This is a genomic window from Castellaniella sp. WN, from assembly GCF_054457555.1.
Map to the genome: position 1 here is coordinate 1,417,810 of NZ_JBTKZC010000001.1, position 23,066 is coordinate 1,440,875.

General features: G+C 65.8%; 20 protein-coding genes, 1 tRNA gene and 2 pseudogenes. 13 read left to right on the forward strand and 10 right to left on the reverse strand.

The features are described 5' to 3' along the window. Positions 1 to 226 precede the first annotated feature (226 nt). The 5 genes from dnaJ to hrcA form a co-directional block, all read right to left on the reverse strand. A complete protein-coding gene (dnaJ, locus tag ACTPOE_RS06585) occupies positions 227 to 1,360 on the reverse strand; it encodes a molecular chaperone DnaJ (protein WP_458871403.1) in 1,134 nt (377 codons plus the stop codon). Between the two features lie 156 nt (positions 1,361 to 1,516). Next, positions 1,517 to 3,439 (reverse strand): molecular chaperone DnaK, encoded by a 1,923-nt coding sequence (gene dnaK, locus ACTPOE_RS06590; RefSeq protein WP_458871404.1) that lies wholly within the window; start codon positions 3,437 to 3,439, stop codon positions 1,517 to 1,519. A gap of 100 nt (positions 3,440 to 3,539) precedes the next feature. After that, on the reverse strand, positions 3,540 to 4,115 hold the full coding sequence (gene grpE, locus ACTPOE_RS06595; RefSeq protein WP_458871405.1) for a nucleotide exchange factor GrpE: 576 nt from the start codon (positions 4,113 to 4,115) through the stop codon (positions 3,540 to 3,542). A gap of 118 nt (positions 4,116 to 4,233) precedes the next feature. Beyond that, positions 4,234 to 5,280, reverse strand: a complete 1,047-nt coding sequence (gene hemH / locus ACTPOE_RS06600; RefSeq protein WP_458871406.1) for a ferrochelatase — start codon at positions 5,278 to 5,280, stop codon at positions 4,234 to 4,236. Between the two features lie 25 nt (positions 5,281 to 5,305). Next, positions 5,306 to 6,319, reverse strand: a complete 1,014-nt coding sequence (gene hrcA / locus ACTPOE_RS06605; protein ID WP_458871408.1) for a heat-inducible transcriptional repressor HrcA — start codon at positions 6,317 to 6,319, stop codon at positions 5,306 to 5,308. 196 nt (positions 6,320 to 6,515) lie between these two features. Here hrcA and ACTPOE_RS06610 point away from each other — a divergent pair, with 196 nt between their 5' ends. Together ACTPOE_RS06610 and recN are read left to right on the forward strand one after the other, a co-directional pair. Then, positions 6,516 to 7,418 (forward strand): NAD kinase, encoded by a 903-nt coding sequence (locus tag ACTPOE_RS06610; RefSeq protein ID WP_458871409.1) that lies wholly within the window; start codon positions 6,516 to 6,518, stop codon positions 7,416 to 7,418. Positions 7,419 to 7,432: 14 nt separating this feature from the next. Beyond that, the gene (gene recN / locus ACTPOE_RS06615; protein WP_458871410.1) at positions 7,433 to 9,085 is read left to right on the forward strand and encodes a DNA repair protein RecN; all 1,653 of its coding nucleotides are present in this window, start codon (positions 7,433 to 7,435) and stop codon (positions 9,083 to 9,085) included. A 63-nt stretch (positions 9,086 to 9,148) separates the two neighbouring features. Here recN and fur read toward each other — a convergent pair whose 3' ends face one another. Next, complete coding sequence (gene fur / locus ACTPOE_RS06620; protein ID WP_458871411.1) at positions 9,149 to 9,574, reverse strand: ferric iron uptake transcriptional regulator; 426 nt, start codon at positions 9,572 to 9,574, stop codon at positions 9,149 to 9,151. Positions 9,575 to 9,724: 150 nt separating this feature from the next. Between fur and ACTPOE_RS06625 the strand changes: the two genes are divergently transcribed. Next, a complete protein-coding gene (locus ACTPOE_RS06625) occupies positions 9,725 to 10,276 on the forward strand; it encodes an outer membrane protein assembly factor BamE (RefSeq protein ID WP_458871412.1) in 552 nt (183 codons plus the stop codon). Then, a complete protein-coding gene (dapB, locus tag ACTPOE_RS06630) occupies positions 10,276 to 11,067 on the forward strand; it encodes a 4-hydroxy-tetrahydrodipicolinate reductase (protein ID WP_458871413.1) in 792 nt (263 codons plus the stop codon). The genes ACTPOE_RS06625 and dapB overlap by 1 nt, the downstream gene beginning before the upstream one ends. A 111-nt stretch (positions 11,068 to 11,178) precedes the next feature. Here the strand turns inward: dapB and murB are convergent, their stop codons facing one another. Next, positions 11,179 to 12,276, reverse strand: a complete 1,098-nt coding sequence (gene murB / locus ACTPOE_RS06635; RefSeq protein ID WP_458871414.1) for a UDP-N-acetylmuramate dehydrogenase — start codon at positions 12,274 to 12,276, stop codon at positions 11,179 to 11,181. Between the two features lie 315 nt (positions 12,277 to 12,591). Here murB and ACTPOE_RS06640 point away from each other — a divergent pair. Together ACTPOE_RS06640 and ACTPOE_RS06645 are read left to right on the forward strand one after the other, a co-directional pair. After that, positions 12,592 to 12,667 (forward strand) — tRNA-Gly (locus tag ACTPOE_RS06640). Positions 12,668 to 12,904: 237 nt separating this feature from the next. Then, entirely contained in the window at positions 12,905 to 13,798 is an 894-nt protein-coding gene (locus tag ACTPOE_RS06645) for a tyrosine-type recombinase/integrase (protein WP_458871415.1), read from the forward strand. Here the strand turns inward: ACTPOE_RS06645 and ACTPOE_RS06650 are convergent. Next, positions 13,738 to 14,355 (reverse strand): annotated as a pseudogene (locus ACTPOE_RS06650) (nucleotidyl transferase AbiEii/AbiGii toxin family protein); the annotation flags it as partial. The gene ACTPOE_RS06645 and the pseudogene ACTPOE_RS06650 sit on opposite strands and share 61 nt — an antisense overlap. Further along, positions 14,348 to 15,106, reverse strand: a complete 759-nt coding sequence (locus tag ACTPOE_RS06655; RefSeq protein ID WP_458871416.1) for a type IV toxin-antitoxin system AbiEi family antitoxin domain-containing protein — start codon at positions 15,104 to 15,106, stop codon at positions 14,348 to 14,350. The pseudogene ACTPOE_RS06650 and the gene ACTPOE_RS06655, both read right to left, overlap by 8 nt. Before the next feature lie 176 nt (positions 15,107 to 15,282). Between ACTPOE_RS06655 and ACTPOE_RS06660 the strand changes: the two are divergent. The 7 genes and pseudogenes from ACTPOE_RS06660 to ACTPOE_RS06690 all read left to right on the forward strand — a co-directional run. Then, positions 15,283 to 15,390: pseudogene (locus ACTPOE_RS06660) on the forward strand (hypothetical protein); the annotation flags it as partial. A gap of 412 nt (positions 15,391 to 15,802) precedes the next feature. After that, positions 15,803 to 16,531 (forward strand): tyrosine-type recombinase/integrase, encoded by a 729-nt coding sequence (locus tag ACTPOE_RS06665; RefSeq protein ID WP_458871417.1) that lies wholly within the window; start codon positions 15,803 to 15,805, stop codon positions 16,529 to 16,531. Between the two features lie 51 nt (positions 16,532 to 16,582). Further along, positions 16,583 to 17,194 (forward strand): DUF6088 family protein, encoded by a 612-nt coding sequence (locus ACTPOE_RS06670; RefSeq protein ID WP_458871418.1) that lies wholly within the window; start codon positions 16,583 to 16,585, stop codon positions 17,192 to 17,194. After that, entirely contained in the window at positions 17,187 to 17,627 is a 441-nt protein-coding gene (locus ACTPOE_RS06675; protein WP_458871419.1) for a nucleotidyl transferase AbiEii/AbiGii toxin family protein, read from the forward strand. The genes ACTPOE_RS06670 and ACTPOE_RS06675 overlap by 8 nt, the downstream gene beginning before the upstream one ends. Positions 17,628 to 17,698: 71 nt before the next feature. Beyond that, positions 17,699 to 19,156, forward strand: a complete 1,458-nt coding sequence (locus tag ACTPOE_RS06680) for a phospholipase D-like domain-containing protein (RefSeq protein ID WP_458871420.1) — start codon at positions 17,699 to 17,701, stop codon at positions 19,154 to 19,156. A 142-nt stretch (positions 19,157 to 19,298) separates the two neighbouring features. Next, positions 19,299 to 21,704 carry a glucose/quinate/shikimate family membrane-bound PQQ-dependent dehydrogenase gene (locus ACTPOE_RS06685; RefSeq protein ID WP_458871421.1) on the forward strand — a complete coding sequence of 802 codons (2,406 nt, stop codon included), beginning with the start codon at positions 19,299 to 19,301 and terminating at the stop codon, positions 21,702 to 21,704. A gap of 63 nt (positions 21,705 to 21,767) precedes the next feature. Continuing rightward, positions 21,768 to 22,379: a hypothetical protein gene (locus ACTPOE_RS06690; protein WP_458871422.1), complete on the forward strand. Its 612-nt coding sequence runs from the start codon at positions 21,768 to 21,770 to the stop codon at positions 22,377 to 22,379. On the opposite strand, the gene ACTPOE_RS06695 is transcribed toward ACTPOE_RS06690, so the two are convergent. Beyond that, complete coding sequence (locus ACTPOE_RS06695; RefSeq protein WP_458872772.1) at positions 22,349 to 22,990, reverse strand: ABC transporter ATP-binding protein; 642 nt, start codon at positions 22,988 to 22,990, stop codon at positions 22,349 to 22,351. The genes ACTPOE_RS06690 and ACTPOE_RS06695 overlap by 31 nt on opposite strands. Positions 22,991 to 23,066: the final 76 nt, after the last annotated feature.

Genomic DNA, 23,066 nt, shown 5'->3' on the forward strand with positions numbered 1-23,066 from the left:
CCGCCGCCCCGAATCCGGACCGGCAAGACCCTGCGGGCGGCTCCCCGCCATTTTTCAGCACCTCGGCGCTGGACGACCGGCTGCAGGAAGGCATCGGCCTTTTCGACCCGACCAGCACGCCGCTGGGCAGCGGATCGCAACTCGCGCACATTTGCCCGGATGGCCCGACACCCCATGATCGCCGCCCGCACCGAGGAGGTCTCCCGATGAGACGCGACCGGCGGACTCAGGAGAAGAAATTCTTCACCTTGTCCGTCCAGGACTCGCTCTTGGGCGAATGGCGGTCGCCGCCGCTGTTCAGCGACGCCTCGAACTGGCGCAGGAGCGCCTTCTGCTCGTCGTTCAGGCGCACCGGGGTTTCCACCACGATGTGGCAGTAGAGGTCGCCGGGATAGCTGGAGCGCACGCCCTTGATGCCCTTGCCGCGCAGGCGGAAGGTCTTGCCGGTCTGAGTGCCTTCGGGAATGGTGATTTCCCCGCGCCCCGACAGCGTCGGGACTTCCTGCACGCCGCCCAGCGCCGCCTTGGTGAAGGGGATGGTCAGCTCGCAGTGCAGATCCTCGCCCTGGCGCTCGAAGATGCCGTGCGGCTTGATGCGGATCTCGACGTACAGGTCGCCCGAAGGGCCGCCGTTCAAACCCGGTTCGCCATTGCCGGTGGAACGGATGCGCATGCCGTCGTCGATCCCGGCCGGGATCTTGACCTGCAAAGTCTTGTTCTTGCGGACGCGGCCCACGCCATCGCAATCGCCACAGGGATCGGTGATTTCCCGGCCAGTGCCGTGGCAGGTCGGGCAGGTCTGCTGGACGCTGAAGAAGCCCTGCTGCATGCGCACGGCGCCGCTGCCGCCGCAGGTGTGGCAGGTGCGTGGCGAAGTCCCGGGCTTGGCGCCCGAGCCGTGGCAGGTCTCGCAGGATTCCCAGCTGGGGATGCGGATCTCGGTGTCGAAACCGTTGGCCGCCTGCTCCAGGCTGATCTCCAGGGAATATTTCAGGTCGGCGCCACGATAGACCTGCGGGCCTCCGCCGCCCCGGCGGCCGGCGGCGCCGCCGAAGATTTCCCCGAAGATATCGCCGAAGGCGTCGGCGAAGCCGCCCGCCCCGCCGCCCATGCCCGCGCCGGCCGCCGCGTTCGGGTCCACGCCGGCGTGGCCGAAGCGGTCATAGGCCGCGCGCTTCTCCGCGTCGGACAGGATCTCGTAGGCCTCCTTGGCCTCCTTGAACTTGTCCTCGGCCTCCTTGCTGTCCGGATTCCGGTCCGGATGGTATTTCATGGCCAGCTTGCGGTAGGCCTTGCGGATGTCGTCGTCCGAGGCGTTCTTGGCCACGCCCAGGACGTCGTAAAAATCTCGTTTTGCCATGGATTCGGGTTGCCTGTGCTATGCGCTGCTGATTGAAGGACAGATAAGGACAGATGCCCGGTCCGGCGTGAGCGCCGGTTCCGGGCAGGGGCATGCGGCCACCGGCCGCGCGCCGGAGGGTCCCGTGGGACCGCCGGACGCGCGGCCGGCAAAGGCTCAGTCGCGCTTCACTTCCTTGAAATCGGCATCGACGACGTCGTCTTCCGCCGGCTTGGCGTCATCGGCCGCGGCCGCGCCTTCCGCCGCCTGCTTGGCCTGCATGTCGGCGTACATCTTCTCGCCGAGCTTCTGCGAAGCGGTGGACAGGGCCTCGACCTTGGCGTCGATGGCGGCCTTGTCGTCGCCCTTGATGGCTTCTTCAAGATCCTTGATGGCCGACTCGATAGCTTCCTTCTCGGAAGCTTCGAGCTTGTCGCCGTATTCCGTCAGAGACTTGCGCGTGGCGTGGACCAGGCCATCGGCCTGGTTGCGCGCCTGCGCCAGTTCGGCGATGCGGTGGTCTTCCTCGGCGTTGGCCTCGGCGTCCTTCACCATGCGCTCGATCTCTTCCTCGGTCAGGCCGGAACTGGCCTTGATCGTGATCTTGTTTTCCTTGCCGGTGCCCTTGTCCTTGGCCGACACGTGCAGGATGCCGTTGGCGTCGATGTCGAAAGTGACCTCGATCTGCGGCAGGCCGCGCGGGGACGGCGGGATGCCTTCCAGGTTGAACTCGCCCAGCGCCTTGTTGCCCGCGGCGACCTCGCGCTCGCCCTGGTAGACCTTGATGGTCACGGCCGGCTGGTTGTCGTCGGCCGTCGAGAACACCTGCGAGAAGCGCGTCGGGATGGTGGTGTTCTTCTTGATCATCTTGGTCATGACGCCGCCCAGGGTCTCGATCCCCAGCGACAGCGGCGTCACGTCCAGCAGCAGCACGTCCTTGCGGTCGCCCGACAGCACGGAGCCCTGGATCGCGGCGCCGGCGGCGACGGCCTCGTCGGGGTTCACGTCCTTGCGCGGCTCGCGGCCGAAGAATTCCTTGACCTTTTCCTGGACCTTGGGCATGCGGGTCATGCCGCCGACCAGGATCACGTCGTCGATGTCGGAGACCTTGACGCCGGCGTCCTTGATCGCCACGCGGCAGGGCTCGATCGTGCGCTCGATCAGTTCCTCGACCAGGGCTTCCAGCTTGGAGCGGGTGATCTTCAGGTTCAGGTGCTTGGGACCGGAGGCGTCGGCCGTGATGTACGGCAGGTTGATCTCGGTCTGCTGCGTGGAGGACAGCTCGATCTTGGCCTTTTCGGCGGCTTCCTTCAGGCGCTGCAGGGCCAGCACGTCCTTGGACAGGTCGACGCCCGATTCCTTCTTGAACTCGGTGATGATGTATTCGATGATGCGCTGGTCGAAGTCCTCGCCGCCCAGGAAGGTGTCGCCGTTGGTCGACAGCACTTCGAACTGCTTTTCGCCGTCCACGTCCGCGATTTCGATGATGGACACGTCGAAGGTCCCGCCGCCCAGGTCATAGACGACGATCTTGCGGTCGCCGCGTTCGGACTTGTCCAGGCCGAAGGCCAGGGCCGCCGCGGTCGGCTCGTTGATGATGCGCTTGACTTCCAGGCCGGCGATGCGTCCGGCGTCCTTGGTCGCCTGGCGCTGGCTGTCGTTGAAGTAGGCCGGCACCGTGATCACGGCCTCGGTGACTTCCTCGCCCAGATAATCCTCGGCGGTCTTCTTCATCTTGCGCAGAATGTCGGCCGACACCTGCGGCGGGGCCAGTTTCTTGTCCTGAGCCTCGACCCAGGCATCGCCATTGTCCGCCTTGATGATCTGATAGGGCATCAGGTCGATGTCCTTCTGCACGGCCTTTTCCTCGAACTTGCGGCCGATCAGACGCTTGACCGCGAAGATGGTGTTCTTCGGGTTGGTGACGGCCTGGCGCTTGGCCGGGGCGCCCACCAGGATTTCGCCGTCCTGCATGTAGGCGACGATGGAAGGCGTGGTGCGCGCGCCTTCGGAGTTTTCGATGATTTTGACCTTGGAGCCGTCCAGCACTGCGACGCAGCTGTTGGTCGTGCCCAGATCGATGCCGATGATCTTGCTCATGTTGGATCCTGTCGATGTTTGAATGAGGGGGCGGGCCCCGGCCCGCCGATGATTCGAATATGGGGGTTCCGGACCCGGTTTCAAGGCCCGGACAGGCGTCTCAGGCGGGGCCGGCCGACACCATGACCAACGCCGGGCGCAACACGCGGTCGGCGATCAGGTAGCCCTTCTGCAGCGTCTGGGCGACGGCGCCCCGGGGATGTTCGGAGGGCACGGTGGAGATCGCCTGGTGGCGGTGCGGGTCGAAGGTGTCGCCGGGCACCGGCGCGATCTCGTGCATCTGGTTGCGCTCGAAGGCGGCGTTCAGCTGCCGCAGGGTGGCCTCGACGCCCTGGCGCCAGTCATCCGCGGTCTGGTTTTCCTGGGCGAGGGCGGCCTCCAGGCTGTCGCGCACGGGAATCAGGCTCTCGGCGAACGACTCGGTGCCGAACTTGCGGGCCTTGGCCACGTCTTCCTGGGCACGACGGCGGACGTTCTCGACCTCGGCATGCGCGCGCAGCAACTGGTCGTGGTAATCGGCGACCTGCTTCTGGGCCTCGTCCAGCAGCGCGGCGAGATCCTCGCCCGGCTGCGCGGGGGCGGGCTCGGCGGCGGCATCGGCTGGATTCTGGCTCGGGGGCGGGGTCTCGGCGCTCGGCGCGGCTTGCGGGTCCAAGTCTTCCTGGGGTGCCGGCATATTGAAATCTCCAATGCTGAAAAAGGGGGAACGAAAAAATAGGTGGGGATGGGGCGGACGTTCTTCAAGCCCGGGGAAGGCGGCGGCCCGGTGCCCGGCGAGGGTATCCGGAAAACCGCTACGCCCATCCGGCCAGATTGTCGGCGATCAGCCCGGCGAAATCCCGCGCCCAGTCGGGATCGGCGTTCAGGCAGGGAATGTAGCGGAAGGCGCCCCCGCCCGCCGCCAGGAACGCCTCGCGACAGCCCATGTCGATCTCTTCCAGCGTCTCCAGGCAGTCCGCCAGGAATCCCGGGCACATCAGGTCCACCGTGCCGACGCCCTGCCGCCCCCAGGCCTCCAGCGTGGGCTGGGTATAGGGTTGCAGCCAGGGCGCCGCCCCGAAGCGGCTCTGGAATGCCACGTGCAGACGCTCGCCGTCGGCGCCCAGACGTTCGCGCAAGGCCCGGGCGGTCTGCTGACAGTCGCGGAAATAAGGATCGCCCCGGCGCACCGACTGCTGAGGCAGGCCGTGGAAGCTGAGCAGCAGCCGGTCGGGCTTGCCGACCCGGTCCCAGTGCGCGCGTACCGACCGGCACAGCGCGTCCACATAGGCGCCGGACGTATGGAAGCGGTCCAGGAAGCGCAGCGTGGGCTGGTGACGCAGCCGGGCCAGATACGCGGCCACCGCATCGACGGCCGTGGCGGTGGTGCTGGCGGCATACTGGGGATACATCGGCACCGCCAGGATACGGCCGCAGCCGGCCGCGCGCAGGGCGTCCAGGGCGCCGGCCAGGGCCGGCCGGCCGTAGCGCATGCCCAGTTCGACCCGAACGTCCAGGCCCCGGCCACGCAGGGACGCCGCCACGGCATCGGCCAGGTCCCGGCTGTGCACCAGCAAGGGCGATCCCCGGTCGAGCCAGATCTGAGCGTATTTCGGAGCGATGGCGGCCGGCCGCCGCGTCAGCACGAACAGGCGCAGGACGAACTGCCACAACGCGGCGGGCAGTTCCACCACGCGGGGATCGGACAGGAACTCGCCCAGGTAGCGACGCACCGCCGCGGGAGTCGGTTCATCGGGCGTGCCGAGATTGATCAGCAGGACGCCCAGCGGTCCGCGGCCGGGGCCGGGCGCCGCCGGGTCGAGCGCCCGGGGATCGGGCGCCTCGGTGAGGAAACGGCTCATGATCGGAAAACAGGGAAAGACGGCATCAGGAAGAAGCCTGGCCGAGGGCGTTGGACAGCATGCGGGCGGTGATGTCGACGATGGGGATGACCCGGTCGTAGGCCATGCGGCTGGGGCCGATGACGCCCAGCGTGCCGATCACTTGGCCGTCGACCCCGTAGGGGGCGGTGATGACCGACACGTCCTCCAGCGGCACGAGGCGGGAATCGCCGCCAATGTAGATCTGCACGCCCTGGGCGCGGCTGGAAACGTCCAGCAGATGCAGCAGGTCGGTCTTCTGCTCGAACAGATGGAACAGGCGGCGCAGCCGGTCCATGTCGGCCGTCATCTCGGTCACGTCCAGCAGCTTGCCTTCGCCGGAGATGACCACGGCCTCGTCGTCCGTGTCCGGCGAATCCAGGCCGGCGTCCACGGCCTGCTGCATCAGGCGGGAGATGTCGGTCCGCAGCGAAGCGAGCTCGTCGGCCAGGGCCAGGCGGACCGCGTGGAAGGACTTGCCGGAGAAATGCCGGTTGAAGAAGTTGGAGGCTTCCAGCAGTTCGGTCTCCGAATACTCACGCGAGACGAAAAGGATGCGGTTCTGCACGTCGCCGTTGGGGGTGACGATGATCAGCAGCACGCGCCGGTCCGACAGGCGGATGAATTCGATGTGGCGGAACACCTGAGTGCGCTTGGGCGTGAGCACCACGCCCGCGAACTGCGACAGGTTCGACAGCAGCGAGGCGGCGGCAGTCACGGCGCGACCGGGTTCGGCCGCCGGCAGGCAGTCCTCGATCCGCAGGTCGGGGCTGAGCTCGTAGGGCCGTGCGGTCAGCAGGCTGTCGACGAACATGCGGTAGCCGCGCGGCGTGGGCACGCGGCCCGCCGAGGTGTGCGGGCTGTGAATCAGGCCCAGGTCCTCCAGGTCTGCCATGACGTTGCGGATCGTGGCCGGCGACAGGTCGAAGACCTTAGACAGCGTACGCGACCCCACGGGCTGTCCGTCCGCGATGTAGCGTTCGACCAGCGCCTTCAGCAATGTCTTGGCTCGATCATCCATGTCCAGTTCTCTGTTTGGCTCATATTCGTCAGGCTGGGGCCATGTTCAAAATGCGGCATCTCTCCACCTCGCGCCTTGCAAGGCGCTCGGATTCATCTGGCACGGGGCAGTCCGCAGGGACTGCCCCGTGTCCGGACTCATCCCCCTATAATCGGATACGCCTATTATTCCATTAATTCCGGGAGACCCCCCGCCCATGCATTTCAAGACCGTCGCCCTGATCGGCCGCCACCAGGACAGCGGCATGGACACGCCCCTGCGCCGATTGGGCCAGGTCCTGTCCGCGGCGGGGTGCGACGTCCTGATCGAGGCCGAAACGGGCCGCAACACCGGGGTCGCCGATTTCCCGCTGGCCTCGTACGAGGATATCGGCGCGCGCGCCGACCTGGCCATCATCATGGGCGGCGACGGCACCATGCTGGCGGCGGCGCGGCAGTTGGCCACGTCCGGCGTGGCCATGATCGGCATCAACCACGGCCGCCTGGGCTTCATCACCGACATCCCCCTGGGCAGCGCCGACGAGGCCATCACCCGCATCCTGAACGGGGCCTTCGTCCAGGACGAGCGCATCCTCCTGGAAGGCCGCGTGATGCGCGGCGACGAGACCATTTTTTCCGGCCTGGCCCTGAACGACGTGATCATCAACCGCGCCGGGCGCGGCGGCATGATCGAACTGCGCGTCGAATGCAATGGCGCCTTCATGCACAGCCAGCGCGCCGACGGCCTGATCATCGCCACGCCCACGGGCTCGACGGCCTACGCCCTGTCGGCCGGCGGACCGATCCTGCATCCCCAGGTCAACGCCCTGGTGCTGGTGCCCGTCGCGCCGCAAACCCTGTCGAACCGCCCCATCACCCTGCCCGACGACAGCGTGCTGAACATCACCATCAGCGCCCTGGGCCGGGTGGAATCGGGCGCCAGCGTCCACTTCGACATGCAGGCCCTGTCCAACTGCCAGGAAGGCGATCGTATCGACGTGCGCCGCAGCCCGCACCGCGTCCGCTTCCTGCACCCCCAGGGCTACAGCTATTTCTCCACCCTGCGCAGCAAGCTGAACTGGAACCGCATGCTGCATCCCTGGGACGAACCCGACCAATAGCCTCCGCCACCACCATGCTGCGCGCGCTGCACATCCGTGACTTCGTCATCGTCGATCAGGCCGACATCGTCTTCGATGCCGGATTCACCGTGTTCTCCGGCGAGACCGGGGCCGGCAAGTCGATCCTGATCGACGCCCTGACACTGGCCCTGGGCGGCCGGGGCGACGCCGCGCAGATCCGCCAGGAAGCCTCCCGCGCCGACATCAGCGCCGTCTTCGACGCGCCCGAGGCGGCCGCAGGCTGGCTGACCGAACAGGCGCTGGAAGGCCCGGATCTGATCCTGCGCCGCGTCATCGACGCCCAGGGCCGCGGCAAGGCCTGGATCAACGGCGTGCCGGCCACCCTGGGCCAGCTGCGCGACCTGGGCGCCCTGCTGGTGGACATCCACGGCCAGCACGCCCACCAGAGCCTGCTGCAATCCGCCAGCCAGCGCGAGCTGCTGGATACCCACGGGGGGCATGCCGACCAGTCGCGCGCCCTGCTGCAGGCCTGGACCGGCTGGCGTCAGACGCAAGCCGCGCTGGACGCCGCCCGCAGCGACGCGGCCGGACAGGCGGCCCGGCTGGAACAACTGGCCGCGGACATGGCCTGGTTGGACGACCTGGCGCCCGAACCCGGCGAATGGCCGGACCTGTGCGCCCGCCAATCCCGCCTCGCGCACGCGCAATCTCTGCTGGCCGGCGCCGGCCAAGCCGTCGAGGCGCTGGATGGCGAATCCGGCTCGGCGGCCCAGACCCTGCATGCCGCGATCCAGTCGCTGCAATCCCTGGTGCGCCACGATCCCTCTCTGGAAGAACACTGCCAGGCGCTGGAATCGGCTCGCATCCTGTGCGCGGAAACCGTATCCGGTCTGAACGCCTACGCCGACCGCCTGGAGCCCGACCCCGACGCCTTGGCGCAAGCCGATGCCCGCATGAGCCGCATGTTCGAGGCCGCCCGACGCTTCCGCGTCGAACCCGACACCCTGGCCGAATACCATGAAACGCTGCGCGCCCAGTTGCGCCAGACCGAGGCCGGCCAGGACCTGGAAGCGCTGGAACAGGCCTGCCGCCAGGCCGAATCGCACTATATGGACCTGGCTCGCGCCCTGGGCGCCGCGCGGCGCGCCACAGCCATCCAGCTCGCGGCGCAGGTCACGGCCGCCATGCGGACTCTGTCCATGGACGGCGGCGTCTTCGATATCGCCCTGGCGGACTGCGGACCCTCCGCGCACGGCCTGGAAACCGTCGAATTCCTGGTGGCCGGCCATGCCGGCGTACCGCCCCGGCCGCTGTCGCGCGTGGCTTCCGGCGGCGAACTGGCGCGCATTTCCCTCGCTCTTTCGGTGATCGCCAGCCAGGCGGCCCGGGTTCCGACCCTGATCTTCGACGAAGTGGACGCCGGCATCGGCGGCGCCGTGGCCGAAGTCGTCGGCCGCCTGCTGCGCGAACTGGGCGCGCGCCACCAGGTTCTGTGCGTCACCCACCTGCCCCAGGTCGCGGCCTGCGCCGCCCGGCATTTCCTGGTCAGCAAGGCCACCCGCGCGGGCCGCACGCTGTCGGCCATCCGGCCGCTGGACGCGAAATCCCGCACGGAGGAAATCGCCCGCATGCTGGGCGGACTGAAGATGACCGACGCCACGCGCACACACGCCCGCGAGATGCTGGCGTCGGGACAGACGGGCTAAAATTCGCGCCGACGCGACGCGCGACCATTCACGCGCCTGACGTGAACAGCGGCAAGGCCTCGATCAGGCCTTTTTACCGGCCGAGCACTTCGGGCAGATGCCGTAGAGCATCATGTTGTGGCTTTCGAGGGTGAAGCCGTTGTCCTTGGCCACCCGATGCTGGCGCTTTTCGATTTCCGCATCGGAGAATTCCACCACCCGGCCGCAATTGGTGCAGATCAGGTGATCGTGGTGATCGCCGTCGTTCAGTTCGAACACCGCCTTGCCGCCGTCGAACTGGCTGCGCAGCAGGATGCCCGCCTGCTCGAACTGGGTCAGCACGCGATACACGGTGGCCAGGCCGATGTCCACGTCCTCGGCGATCAGGGCGCGATAGACGTCTTCGGCACTGTGGTGACGGGTTTCCGCCTTGCGGAATACATCGAGGATCTTCAGGCGCGGAAACGTCGCCTTCAGGCCCATGGTCTTGAGTTCGATCTGGTCGTTCATGATTCAAGTATCCCGGGGAATGCGGCGAAAGGCAAGCAGGCCGGAACCCCCCGCATTCAACCGCGCGCATGCGCAAATCCGAATTCCCTTTATGATAGCGGTTTTAGCGGCCGTCGATGCGCGGCCATCGAATCCACCACGGGGGCTTTCGTGCACATCCGATCCAGCGCTCATTCCCACAGGCTGACCCTATGCCTGGCCGCCAGCGTCATGGCGCTGGGCCTTGCCGGCTGCGGCTCGACCAACTGGGGCTTCCCCTACCGGGCCACTATCCAGCAAGGCAACTGGATCACTTCCGAGCAGGTCGCCAGGCTCGAAACCGGCATGACCCGCGACCAGGTGCGCTTCATCCTGGGCACGCCCACGCTGCAGGACATCTTCCACGCCGAGCGCTGGGACTATCCCTATTACAACCAGCCCGGCTACGGCAAGGACGAACTGCGCAAATTCACCGTCTGGTTCGAGAACGATCGGCTGATGCGCTGGACGGGCGACGAGCAGCCCGACCGCCAGCCCTTCCAGAAGGCCGACAGCGGCAAGGAAGCCATCCAGTCGGCCGACGAAGAGCGCGCTGCCCGGCAGGCGACGTCCCCGGGCCTGGACCATTCCGCATCCCCCAGCGGCCAGGCCGCCGGCGGCGCGCCGCAAGCCACCATCGAGACCGCCCCCATCGGCACGCCCCGCCAGGAAGGACAGAAATAATGCGCATCGCCATCGCGGGCGCCTCGGGCCGCATGGGGCGCATGCTGATCCAGGCCGTCCTGGAATCCCAGGATCTCACCCTGGCCGCAGCGCTGGGCCAGCCCGGCAACGATGCCATCGGCCAGGACGCCGGCGCCTTCCTGGGCATCGACACCGGCGTGCGCATCACCGACGACCTGGAGGCGCTGGCCGGGGCCGACTGCCTGATCGACTTCACCCGCCCCGAAGGCACACTGGCCCACCTGGACGCCTGCGTCGCGCACGGCGTCAAGTGCGTCATCGGCACCACCGGTTTCGACGCTGAAGGCAAGCAGGCCATTCGCGCCGCCGCCCAAAAGACCGCCATCGTCTTCGCCCCCAACATGAGCGTGGGCGTCAACGCGACGCTCAAGCTGCTGGACATGGCCGCCCGGCTGTTGAACAACGGCTACGACGTCGAGGTCTTCGAGGCCCATCACCGCAACAAGGTCGACGCGCCCTCCGGCACCGCACTGGCCATGGGCGAGGCCGTGGCGCGCGCCTGGGGCAAGCCGCTGGACGAGATCGCCGACTGGGCGCGCCACGGCGACACCGGCCCGCGCGAAACCGGCCATATCGGCTTTTCCGTGCTGCGCGGCGGCGACATCGTCGGCGACCACACCGTATATTTCTGCGGCACCGGCGAGCGCATCGAGATCAGCCATCGATCCAGCAGCCGCGCCACCTACGCCCAGGGCAGCCTGCGCGCCGCGCGCTATCTGGCACGCCGCGAATTCGGCCTGTTCGACATGCAGGACGTGCTGGCGACCTGAACGCCGATTGCCTGAAGGACGAAGGGCCTCCGATCCGAACGGAGGCCCTTCGTCTTTGATGCCGAGCCCCGGGCCTTATGCCATGCCCAGGGCCGAGCGGCCCGGCCGGACTCAGTCCAGGATCACGGGCTCCTGCTCCAGGTCCACCCCGAATCTTTCCCGCACGTCGGCGCGTACGGCCCGGGCCAGCGCCAGGACATCCGCCGCCCGCGCGCCGCCGTGGTTCACCAGCACCAGCGCCTGGCGCTCGTGCATGCCCACCGGGCCCAGGCGCCGCCCCTTCCAGCCCGCCTGCTCGATCAGCCAGCCCGCCGCCAGCTTGACCCGGCCGTCGGCCTGGGGATAGGTGCGCAGGTCCGGAAATCGCCGCTTGAGTTCAGCCGCCTGGCTGGCGCCGACCACCGGATTCTTGAAGAAGCTGCCCGCGTTGCCCAGCACCGCCGGATCGGGCAGCTTGCGGCGGCGGATGTCGCACACGGCGTCGAAGATCTGGCGTGGGGACGGCGCCACCGATGTCGCATGCGCCGGCTTTCCGGCACCAGACGCCCCGCCCTCGCCTCGCAGCCCGGGATGGTCGCGCAGGTCCGGATAGTCCAGGCGCGGCGTCCAGGCCTTGGGCAGCGCGAAACGCACCCGCACGATCAGCCAGCGCCCCGCCCCGTCGCGCTTGAACAGGCTGTCGCGGTAAGAGAAGCCGCACTCGTCCGGGCGCAGCGTGCGCTCCCGGCCCGCCCGCAGGTCCCAGGCCACCACCGAATGCAGGCGCTGGTCCAGTTCCAGCCCGTAGGCGCCGATGTTCTGCACCGGCGCCGCTCCCACCGTCCCCGGGATCAGGGCCAGGTTCTCCAGCCCCGGCCAGCCCTGCGACAGGCAGTGCTCCACGAAGCCGTGCCAGGACTCTCCCGCCGCGGCCTCGATGATCCAGTGACCGGCGGTTTCGTCCCGCAAACGGATACCGCGCAGCGCCACGCGCAGGATGCGATGATGGGGCTGGGCCTCGATGACGACATTGCTGCCGCCGCCCAAAATGAACAGCGGCGCATCGGCTCCCCGGCCTTCCGGACCGTTCCGGCTGGCAGCCAGGACCTCGCACAGGGCCGGGATGGCGGATTCGTCGTCCAGCACCGCCACGGCCGCCCACGCCGGCAGGCCCAGGGTGTTGCGGGCTTGCAGGTCCTGATTGGAGAAGACGGGGGGCTGGGCGGACATGGGTAAGGACGGTCACATGGGAAGGCGTAAGCATACCGCGAGGGGTGCGGAGAGGCCGGGCTTGGAGACGTGCCCGCGCACCATTAAACCGGACATTTCTACTTTGCACAGATGGACATTCTCACGTTGCGCCAACGGGACATTGGGTCGATTTGACAGTCCTGGATATCGTGCTTTATAGTTCTGCCTCTTGCTTGATTGCGCATCGGCAGCAGCGCCTCCCAGGGGGTTGCAGCCCGGTCTGAAAGATCACACGATTTGACAGACTGAAAAACTTGCCTTATAATGCAAGGCTTAGCTGAATAGCTAAACAACGCGGGAATAGCTCAGTTGGTAGAGCGCAACCTTGCCAAGGTTGAGGTCGCGAGTTCGAGACTCGTTTCCCGCTCCAAGTATTTTGTTCCATGGATGTTGATAGCATTCCATGGAACACAGAAAAGGAGCTTCGGCTCCTTTTTTCGTTTCTGGGGCGTCCATCAACATCCAGGGACGTCTACCTACAGCCAGCGTTTTTTAGGCTCCATTTAAGGCCATAATTGGTCCTGCACCAAGGCAGTACTTACATAGGCGACGCTGGCTGAGAGGGCTACGATTCAAGTTCCTGCACTGCAAGAGGAGCATGAACGCCATGCCACTCACAGATATCGCAGTCCGGCAGGCCCGCGCCGCGGACAAGGCCTACACCCTTAGTGATGGTCGCGGACTGGGTTTGTGCGTGACGCCCAGCGGGGGCAAACACTGGCATTTCCGCTACTCCTGGTCAGGCAAGCAGCATCGCATGACGTTGGGAGCCTACCCCGAGATCAGCCTGAAAGAAGCTCGCGAGTTGCGAGAAGCAGCCCGGGCTCAGGTCGCGCGAGGCATCCACCCTCAGAAGCACCGAAAGCAAGAACAGCTGGTGAAACGCTTGGCCGAAGATCGGCGCTTCCAAGGGGTCTTCGAGCAATGGCTCTCACACCGCAGCCGCACGCTGCAACCTGGCCGACAAAGTACGCTCGGTCAAATTGAACGAATTTTCAACAGAGATATTCTCCCTGCCCTGGCCAAACGCTCAGTCTACGAAATCACCCAGACCGATCTACTGCAAGTACTGGGAAAAATCGAGGCACGCGAGGCACTCACCACTGCTGAAAAATGCCGATCCTGGCTCAGGCAGCTCTTCCGGTTTGCGATAGTCAAAGTCCCTGGGCTAGAGAAAAACCCGGCGCAGGATTTGGCTGTAGCGGCGCTACCCAAGCCGCCGGTCTCGCACAACCCCTTCCTTCAGATCGCGGATCTGCCAGACTTGCTTCAAGCATTACGCAGCTATCAAGGTAGCCAGGAAGTACAAATGGCACTGCGCCTGCTGCTCATGACTGGCGTCCGAACCGGCGAACTGAGGCGCGCAACGCGGGACCAGTTCGATCTTGATCAAGGGTTGTGGACCATTCCAGCGGTACACGTCAAACAGCTGCACGCCAAGATGTCCTTGTCGTTGCCGAATAGCACTTCATGGGCGGGCCGATTGTGCCCTGCCAGATAGACCACGAAGCACTCGACCATGGCATCGGTCAGACCTCCGGTCTGGAACAACTGCCAGACATCGAACAGGTCCCGCGGATGCTGGCGATCCAGGGCGGCGACCAGTTTGCCTGCATAGAGTTCGTCCGGGGCGAGAACCGGCACCGAAAACTCGACCCCGAACAGATCGCCAGTGCGGGCACTCAACGACCTGCGCTCGATGGACAGCACCGTGCCACGGAACACGACATTGACCTCGACCTTGACCTGGCTGGCCTCGTGCTCGGCGATCAGCTTGGTGTCGCCAAGGTCTTTGCTTCGGATCAGCCGTGCCTGTACGCCAAGGCGTTCGACGCGCTGCGCGATGGCGGCCAGTTCTTGGTTGATTGCCTGTAATGCCTGGTCGCGTGGTGTCTGCCAAGGGCGGTACACCACATCTATATCCACCGATAGACGGGGCATGTCCCGCAGGAACAGATTGATGGCCGTGCCACCCTTCATGGCGAAGATGTCGTTGTCAAACACGTCGGGCGCGATGTTCAGCAACAGGCGGACGGTATCAGCGTAGTGTTTATCCATGGGGGTTCAGGCTCAACAGGGTTCCGTCATCCAGCCGGCTCATCCAGCGCCTGGCGCTGCCGGAGCGTACCGAGTATTGCGCCAGCAACTCATCCACATCGATGACGCCGGTTTCCCGCGCCCAGGTCAGGAACAGACGCACGGTCTTGACACTAGTGCAGCAGGCCAGCAGCCGTCCAAGCACGTCCTTGCGCGGTGAGCGCAGGCCGTCGAACAGGTTGCGGGATTCTTCGAGGCTTTCCCGCGTGCCGGTGTCGTAGAGCAGTTCCAAAACGGCACGCTCGGGCACTGCCACCCGCAGCCCAGCAGGCTGTCCGGGTGGTGTGTGCAGGGTCTTGCTGGCGAGGTCATCGTCTGGCCAGTCGAACAGCCTGGCGTTGACGTAACGCGATGGAAAGCGCGTGGTGAACCAGACAGGCAACGCAAAACGGGCCTCGCCCCAGAGCACCAGGGTTTCTCTGGGAGCCAGGTTGTGCCGAACTCCTTGCAGCGCCAGAGCGCTTTTGCCGCCGATGTGCAGCCCGGCAACCCGCTCTTGCAGGAGCCGCAGCGCACCGCTAGCATCAAAGTTGTCGTTGGGATAGGCATAGACGCCGTGTCCCAGACGCACCAGCCAGCCGCTCTCGGCGTAGCGGGCGGCCAGTTTGGGGGACACACCGAAGGTTTCAAGCATGGCGAGATCGAACGGTGCTCCCCGAGGAAGCTCCGCCTGCAGGCGCTTGATTATCTGATGTCGCAAATGTTCACTCATATGAGAAATATACGTCAAAATCTAATCAACCGCCACTGGAATTGATAGATTTTTCTCTAAAATTCACCCCATAGTGGAATTTCACGACAAAATCCAATCATAACCGGCCAGGTTGAAAACCACGGCCAAGATAGGCCCACCGCCGCTAACGGCGGTAAACAACTGAAAGGCGGTTCCGGCTATTCTTCCGGCAAGACTCGAAGGCAAAGATCATCGCCTATGCTTGGATCAACGATGAATCATCGGACAGCATGCAAGACATCTGCCTCAGCAATGATGACTGATGCGGCTTGGCGGGATACATCATGGATGCCAGCGGAAGCCACTGGATGCCGGTGGACAGCCGACGTTGACGTTGCGAAAAAGCTAGTCCACAATCTAGTCCATCCAGTCATTCTGGATGAAGTTGATTTGTTTTCAATCAATGAGTTATGGCTTCATCCTGGAGCCCGTTTCCCGCTCCAAGATTTTCGTCCATGGACATCCACAAAGATCCATGGAGTGCAGAGAAAAGGAGCTTCGGCTCCTTTTTTCGTTTCTGGACCGTCCACTGAGCTCCAGTGACGTCCATCTGCAGCCAGCCTTTTTAAGGCACGTTTTGAGGCCATCGTCCGCCTCGCATCGGGGTGGTACTTACAGAGGCCGCGCTGGCCACCGGGCCAAGAACCGAGCTTTCGTCCCGAGAGGAGGAATGCCATGCCACTCACGGACATCGCAGTCCGGCAAGCCCGGCCCAAGGACAAGATCTACACCCTCACCGATGGTCGCGGACTAGGCTTATGTATTAAGCCGGGTGGCGGCAAGAGCTGGCATTTCCGCTACTACTGGTCAGGTAAACAAAAACGCATCGCGCTGGACAAGTACCCGGAGATCAGCCTGAAAGAGGCGCGCGGTCGATGCGAAGCCGGCCGGACCTTGGTTGCACAAGGAATCAACCCGCTCAAGCGCCGGCAGCAGGAGGTTCTGGTCAAGCGCTTGGCTGCAGATCGGTTATTCCAGAGCGTCTTCGATCAATGGCTCGCGCACCGCAGCCTCGTCCTGCAACCGGGGCGCCAAAGCACGCTCGAGCAGATTCAGCGGATCTTCCGCAAGGACATCTTGCCTACCCTTGCGACACGGTCGATCTATGAGATCACGCAGACTGACCTGCTGCAGGTGCTGTCCAGGATCGAGGAACGCGAGGCACTCACTACCGCCGAAAAATGCCGCTCATGGCTTCGGCAGCTCTTCCAGTTTGCCATGGTCAAGGTTCCCGGGTTGGACAAGAACCCGGCACGGGATCTGGTCGTGGCTGCCATTCCCAAACCGCCGGTTGCTCACAACCCCTTCTTGCAGATCGGGGATCTGCCGGCTGTGATCGCGCGGCCCTGCTGGAGAACTCGGCAAGAACCAGGTGCCCGTATTGCCTCTGAACGAGGTGGGTGACAGATGTTAGATTTTTCATTAAAATATCTAACAATCAAGATCAATTCAGCCATGAGCACGTCCCAAGCCATCCGTGAACGCATCGCCTCGCAACCCGCGGGCGAGCCCTTCACCCCCGCATTGTTCGCGGGGCTGGGTTCGCGCGCGGCCATCGATCAGGCCTTGATGCGGCTGGCGAAGGCGGGCAGCGTCGAGCGCATCGGCCATGGCCTGTATCTCGTGCCCAAGGCCGGGCGGTTCGGCATCAAGGCGATGCCCGCGCCCGAACTGGTGGCGCGGACCGTGGCCGAGGCGGAAGGGGCGACGATCGAGGTTCACGGGGCAGAAGCCGCACGGCGCCTGGGGCTGTCCACGCAGATGCCGGCACAGGCAGTTTTTCAGACCACGGGCTCCTCGCACCAGATCCGGCTGGGGAAGCTGATCGTCCGGCTGCAGCATGTGGCACCGCGCAAACTGGCGCTGGCGGGCCGGCCTGCAGGCCAAGCGCTGTCGGCCCTCTGGTACCTGGGGCGAAGCCAGGTCACGCCACACACGTTCAAACAGATCGCGAAGAAGCTGCCGGCGGGCGAGTTCGCGGCGCTGAGTGGAGCCAAGGCATCGATGCCGGCCTGGATGGTGGAAGCCCTGACCCGCTACGAGCGAAGCGAACCGGCCCATGCCTGAATCCATGGCGCACTACTTCGATTTGTCCCTGACCGAACAGGCCGAGTTGTTGCATGGCCTGGCACCGGTGCTGGGTCGTCGTGCTGAGATCCTGGAAAAAGACATCTGGCTGTGCCAGGTGCTGGGAGTCTTGTTCGCGCTGCCGATTCGCAAGCCGATGGCGTTCAAGGGCGGCACGTCGCTGTCCAAGGTCTATCAGGCCATCGAACGTTTTTCCGAGAACATCGATGTCACTATTGACTACCGGAGTCTGGCGACCGATGTACCCGATCTCGTGGGCCTTTCCAACACCCAGCGCAAAAAAACTGTCCGATGCGCTCAAAGAGGCTTTGGTGGAGCACTGCCGTCCTCCGCTGCCCAAGACAGGCCAGGCCGCCGGCCGCCCCGCCGTATAAAATCCTGTTCCATCGGGTACAAGGACATGCAATGCTGAAACATGGGATCCTGATCGCCACCATTGGGCTCCTGTCTGCGTGCAGCCTGCCCTCTCAGGAAGGAAAAAGCGTGACGCACACCCTCACGCCGCAAGAAAGCGCGCAGACGCGATTGGGGCAAAGCCTGGCGCCGCTGCTGGACGTACATCCGGGCCTGTCGGGCGTCGTGCCGCTGGCCGATTCGCTGGATGCCTTCGCGGCGCGCATGCGCCTGATCTCGACCGCCCAGCGCACGATCGACATCCAGTACTACATCTGGCGGGACGACATCACCGGCAACCTGCTGCTCCAGGCATTACACGAGGCCGCGCGGCGCCATGTGCGCATCAGACTGCTGGTCGACGACAACGGCACCACCGGACTCGACGGCAAGCTGGCGCTGCTGAATGCGGAACCGAACGCCGAGGTCCGCCTGTTCAACCCGTTCCCGTTCCGCGCCTTCAAGCAACTGGGTTTCCTGACGGATTTCAGCCGGCTGAACCGGCGCATGCACAACAAGTCGCTGACCGTCGATGGCCTGGTGACGATCGTCGGCGGACGCAACATCGGCGATGAATACTTCGGCGCCACCCAGGATGTCGCCTTCACCGACCTCGACGTCCTGGCGGCCGGCCGCGTCGTCGACGAGGTCTCGCGGGACTTCGACCGCTACTGGAACAGCGCGCCGGCCTATCCGCTGGAACGACTGGTATCGGCGCCCGACAAGCGCAAAGCCCGATCGCCGCTGCGGAACGAAGTCCTCGACACGCGGATGCCCAAGGCTCATGCCTACGTCGAGGCCGCAAAACGCTCGGCCTTCATCGAAGACCTGATGGCGGGCACGCTGGCGTTGCATTGGGGGCCCGTCCGCATGGTCAGCGACGACCCGGGCAAGGTGCTGGGCCAGGCTCGGCCTGAAACCCTGCTGGCGGCGCGGCTGATGGATATTCTGGGCAAGCCCGTGCATTCGGTGGATCTGATTTCCCCGTATTTCATCCCGACACGACAAGGAGTGGAGGCGTTCCGCGCCTTGGCGGAACAAGGCGTTCGCCTGCGCATCCTGACGAATGCCCTGGAGGCCACGGATGTGGCCGCCGTGCACGCGGGATACGCGAAATATCGCCGGCCGCTCCTGAAACTGGGCGTCACGCTGTTCGAGATGCGGCGCGAGGCCGATCCCGACAGGCCCAAGGAAAAAGCGGGGCCGTTCGGCAGTTCCGGATCGAGCCTGCATGCCAAGACGTTCGCCGTGGACGGCAAGCGGGTTTTCGTGGGCTCCTTCAATTTCGATCCCCGCTCCGCCCTGCTGAATACGGAACTCGGGTTCGTCATCGACAGTGAAGCGATGGCACAGGCCATGTCGGACACGTTCGACCACAAGATCCCGGACCGGGCCTATCGGCTCGAACTGGATGGCCGGGACCGCATCGCCTGGCTGGCACAGGGCCCGGACGGAACCAGGCGCTTGACCACCGAACCGTCCACCTCCTTCTGGAAGCGTTGGTACGTCGGCGCCCTGTCCCTGCTGCCCATCGAGCCCCTGCTGTGACATCCAGGACAGGCCGCCGAGCCTGGACGCGTCGTATCCGACGACACCGACCCGGCATATCCCCATCCCCACACTGACAAAAGGCAAAGGGCGCCGCTATCATGGAACCGTTGCCATGCTTTCACGCGCAAGGATGACGCCCATGAACAAGAACAGTCCGCACAGGACCATGACCCAGACCATCGGCCGGGTGGTGCTGCTCCTGATCGCACTCTACTCGCTGCTCGGCGGCATCTGGCTGGCGATGCTGGGGGGCTCGTGGTACTACGCCGTGCTGGGCGTGGCGCTGCTGTCGAACGCCTGGCTGCTGAGGCGGCAGCGGACGGCGGGATTATGGCTGTATGCGCTGATCCTGGCGGCCACCCTGGTCTGGGGCCTGTGGGAAACCGGCCCCGATTTCTGGGCGCTGGCGCCACGCTACGACCTGCTGTTCCTGCTGGGCCTGTGGCTGCTGCTGCCGCCGGCCACGCGCGGCTTCGCCGCTCCGCGTCCCGCAAAAACCGCCGTGGGGGTGGCGATGCTGGGCATGCTGGCGGTGCTGGGCTACGGTTTGCTCAACGATCCGCAGGAAATCGACGGCACGCTCGCGCGCGCCCAGCCGGCCCAGGCGCGGCCTGTGCCCGGCGTGGCGGACGAGGACTGGCCCGCCTATGGGCGCACGCAAGGCGGCGCGCGCTATTCGCCGCTGGCGCAGATCGACGACGGCAACGTCAAGGACCTGCGCGTGGCCTGGACCTACCGCACCGGCGACTTCCGCACCGGGAACGATTCGGGTGAGACCACCAACGAGGTCACACCGATCAAGGTCGGCGACAAGCTATTCCTGTGCACGCCGCACCAGTTCCTGGACGCGCTCGACGCCGCCACCGGCCGGCGCCTGTGGCGCTACGATCCGCGGCTGAAGGCCGACAAGACCTTCCAGCACCTGACCTGCCGCGGCGTGGCCTATCACGACGCGGGCAATGCCGAACGGTTTCCGGCCAGCCGGGCCAAGGCCGGCGACCCGGCCCCGGGTCTCTGCCCGCGCAAGGTGCTGCTGCCCACCAACGACGGGCGCCTGATCGCGGTGAACGCCGACGATGGCCGGAAGTGCGGCGATTTCGGCAAGGACGGCGAGATCGACCTGCAGCAAAGCATGCCCCACGCCTATCCGGGCGGCTACAACCCGACGTCGCCGCCGGTGGTCACCGCATCGACCATCGTCATCGGCGGCTCGGTGACGGACAACTTCTCCAATAAAGAGCCGTCCGGCGTGATCCGCGGCTACGATGTGCGCTCGGGCGCGCTGAAATGGGTCTTCGACACCGGCGCGGAAGACCCCAACGCCATGCCGGGCGAGCAGACGCAGTTCGTGCACAATTCGCCCAATGCCTGGGCGCCGCTGGCCTACGACGCCCAGACCGACGTGGTCTACGTGCCCACCGGCGTGGGCACGCCCGACATATGGGGCGGCGACCGCGACCCCCTGAAAGAGCGCTACGCCAATTCCATCCTGGCGCTGGATGCCTCGACCGGCCGCCTGGTCTGGCACTTCCAGACCACGCACCACGATCTGTGGGACATGGACGTGCCGGCACAGCCCTCGCTGATGGACGTGACGACGGGCGACGGCCGGACCGTGCCGGCCATCTACGTGCTCACCAAGACCGGCAACGTGTTCGTGCTGGACCGCCGCGACGGCCGGCCCATCGTGCCGGTGACGGAAAAAGCCGTGCCGCAAAGCGTAGCGCGCGGCCCGCAGGCCCGGGGCGAGCACTACGCGCCGACCCAGCCGTTCTCGGCGCTGGACCTGGCTCCCCGGGACAGGCTCACCGACAAGGACATGTGGGGCGCCACGATGCTGGACCAGCTGATGTGCCGCGTGATGTTCAAGCGCCTCAACTACGACGGCATCTACACGCCGCCGTCCGAGAACGGCACGCTGGTGTTCCCGGGCAACCTGGGCGTGTTCGAATGGGGCGGCATGTCGGTGAATCAGGATCGCCAGGTGGCGCTGGCGAATCCGATCGGCCTGCCGTTCGTTTCCCGGCTCATCCCCGAAGATCCGGACCGCGCCATCGGCGTGAAAGGCGCCGGCACGGAAAGCGGCGTGCAGCCGATGTACGGCACGCCGTACGGCGTGGAGATCAATCCATTCCTGTCGCCGCTGGGCCTGCCGTGCAAGGCGCCGGCCTGGGGCTATGTGGCCGGGGTGGACCTGCAGAGCAACCAGGTGGTGTGGAAGAAACGCATCGGCACCATCCGCGACAGTCTGCCCCAGCTGTTCCAGCTGCCGCCGCTGAAGATCGGCGTGCCGGGCCTGGGCGGTCCCATCTCGACCGCCGGCAACGTGATGTTCGTGGCCGCCACCCAGGACGACTATCTGCGCGCGTTCGACGTGAGCGACGGCAGTCTGCTATGGGAGGCGCGCCTGCCCGCCGGCGGGCAGGCCACGCCGATGACCTATGCGGCCGGCGGCAAGCAGTACGTGGTGATCATGGCCGGTGGCCACGGCTCGTTCGGCACCCGGATGGGAGACTATCTGGTGGCCTACGCTCTGCCGGATTGAACACCGCGCCCAGGGAAGCAAGCCGCGGACCTGGGCGGGCATTCCTCACATAGAATGCCCGGTATGGACATCGCATCTTCCTTATTGATCGCCATCGCGGCATGGCTGATCCTGCGCATGCGCTATCAGCGCACGCGCATCGCCCTGCTCGGGCGCCACCTGGCCGGCTTGCAGCTCAAGCGCGGCATGGAGACCCTGACGCAGGGCTACACCCGCGCCATCCACGAGGCGTCCGAAGCGCGCCAGATTCAGGTGCTGGAGAGCTTCGCCCAGGTCGAACGCACGGTGGCGGCGCAGGCGCAATCGCTGGCCGACGCCATGCGACGGGAAAGCGCGCAGGCTACCCGCATGAACATGCTGCCATTCTGCGTGCCCTACGCCGAGCGTTTCCCGCCCGTGCCGACGCGGGACTTCCGCGCGCTGCTGCGGATCCACGCGACCGGCCTGCGCCACGTCGTGGACAACGAAAGCCACTGGAATCCGAAAGACCGCGCCTACCACCTGTCGGCGGAACTCTATCTGCTGCAGCACAGCTGCCACTGGTATTGCAAGTCGCGGTCCGTGGCCGATGCGCGCCTGGCGCTGCGGCATCAGGTGAGGCACCGGCAAGCGCTGGACGCGGTGTCCGACGCAACCCGTTCGGCCTATCTGGAGTGGCTGCGGGGCACCGACTGACACAGCGCCGCCACGTCGGCCACCCTCGCCCCGCACGCCCGCACCAGTTCGGCGTCATGGCTGGCGAACAGCACGACGCGGTCCCGGGCCCAGGCCCTGAACTGCTCGGCCAGCACGGCACGGGCCTGGGCGTCCAGCCCGTTGCTCGGGCCGTCCGCGACGACGACGGCCGGATCGCCCAGGGCGGCGGCGGTCAGGAAGACCTTGCGGCGCGTGCCCGTCGACATCTGCTCGAAGCGTTTGTCCAGATGCGGTTCCAGCCCCAGCCGGCAGGCCAGGTCGAGCACATCCTCGTCGAGGACCACATGCTTCTCCACGGCGATCTGTTCGAGCAACCCCCGTCCCGTCAGGGAAGGAAACGCCAGACAGTCGTCGGGCACGCAGGCCAGGCGGGCCTTGGCCCGCAAGGGTTCACGAACCATCGAATGCCCGTCGATCCAGACGTCGCCCGCGTCCGGCGCGATCACGCCCGCGATGAGGCTCAGCAGGCTGGTCTTGCCGGTGCTTTCTTCTTCGCACAGCGCCACGCATCCGGGGCTGAACGTCCGGTTCAGCCCCTGGAAGACGAGATGGTCGCCGTAGCGCTTGGTGAGATTGTCGATGCGCAGCATGCCGGGGAGTGTACGCAGGAATGCGGCGCGCGGCCAGGGGTTCCCGGGCGTTTGCCGCCGCGCGGTCCGAGCGTTG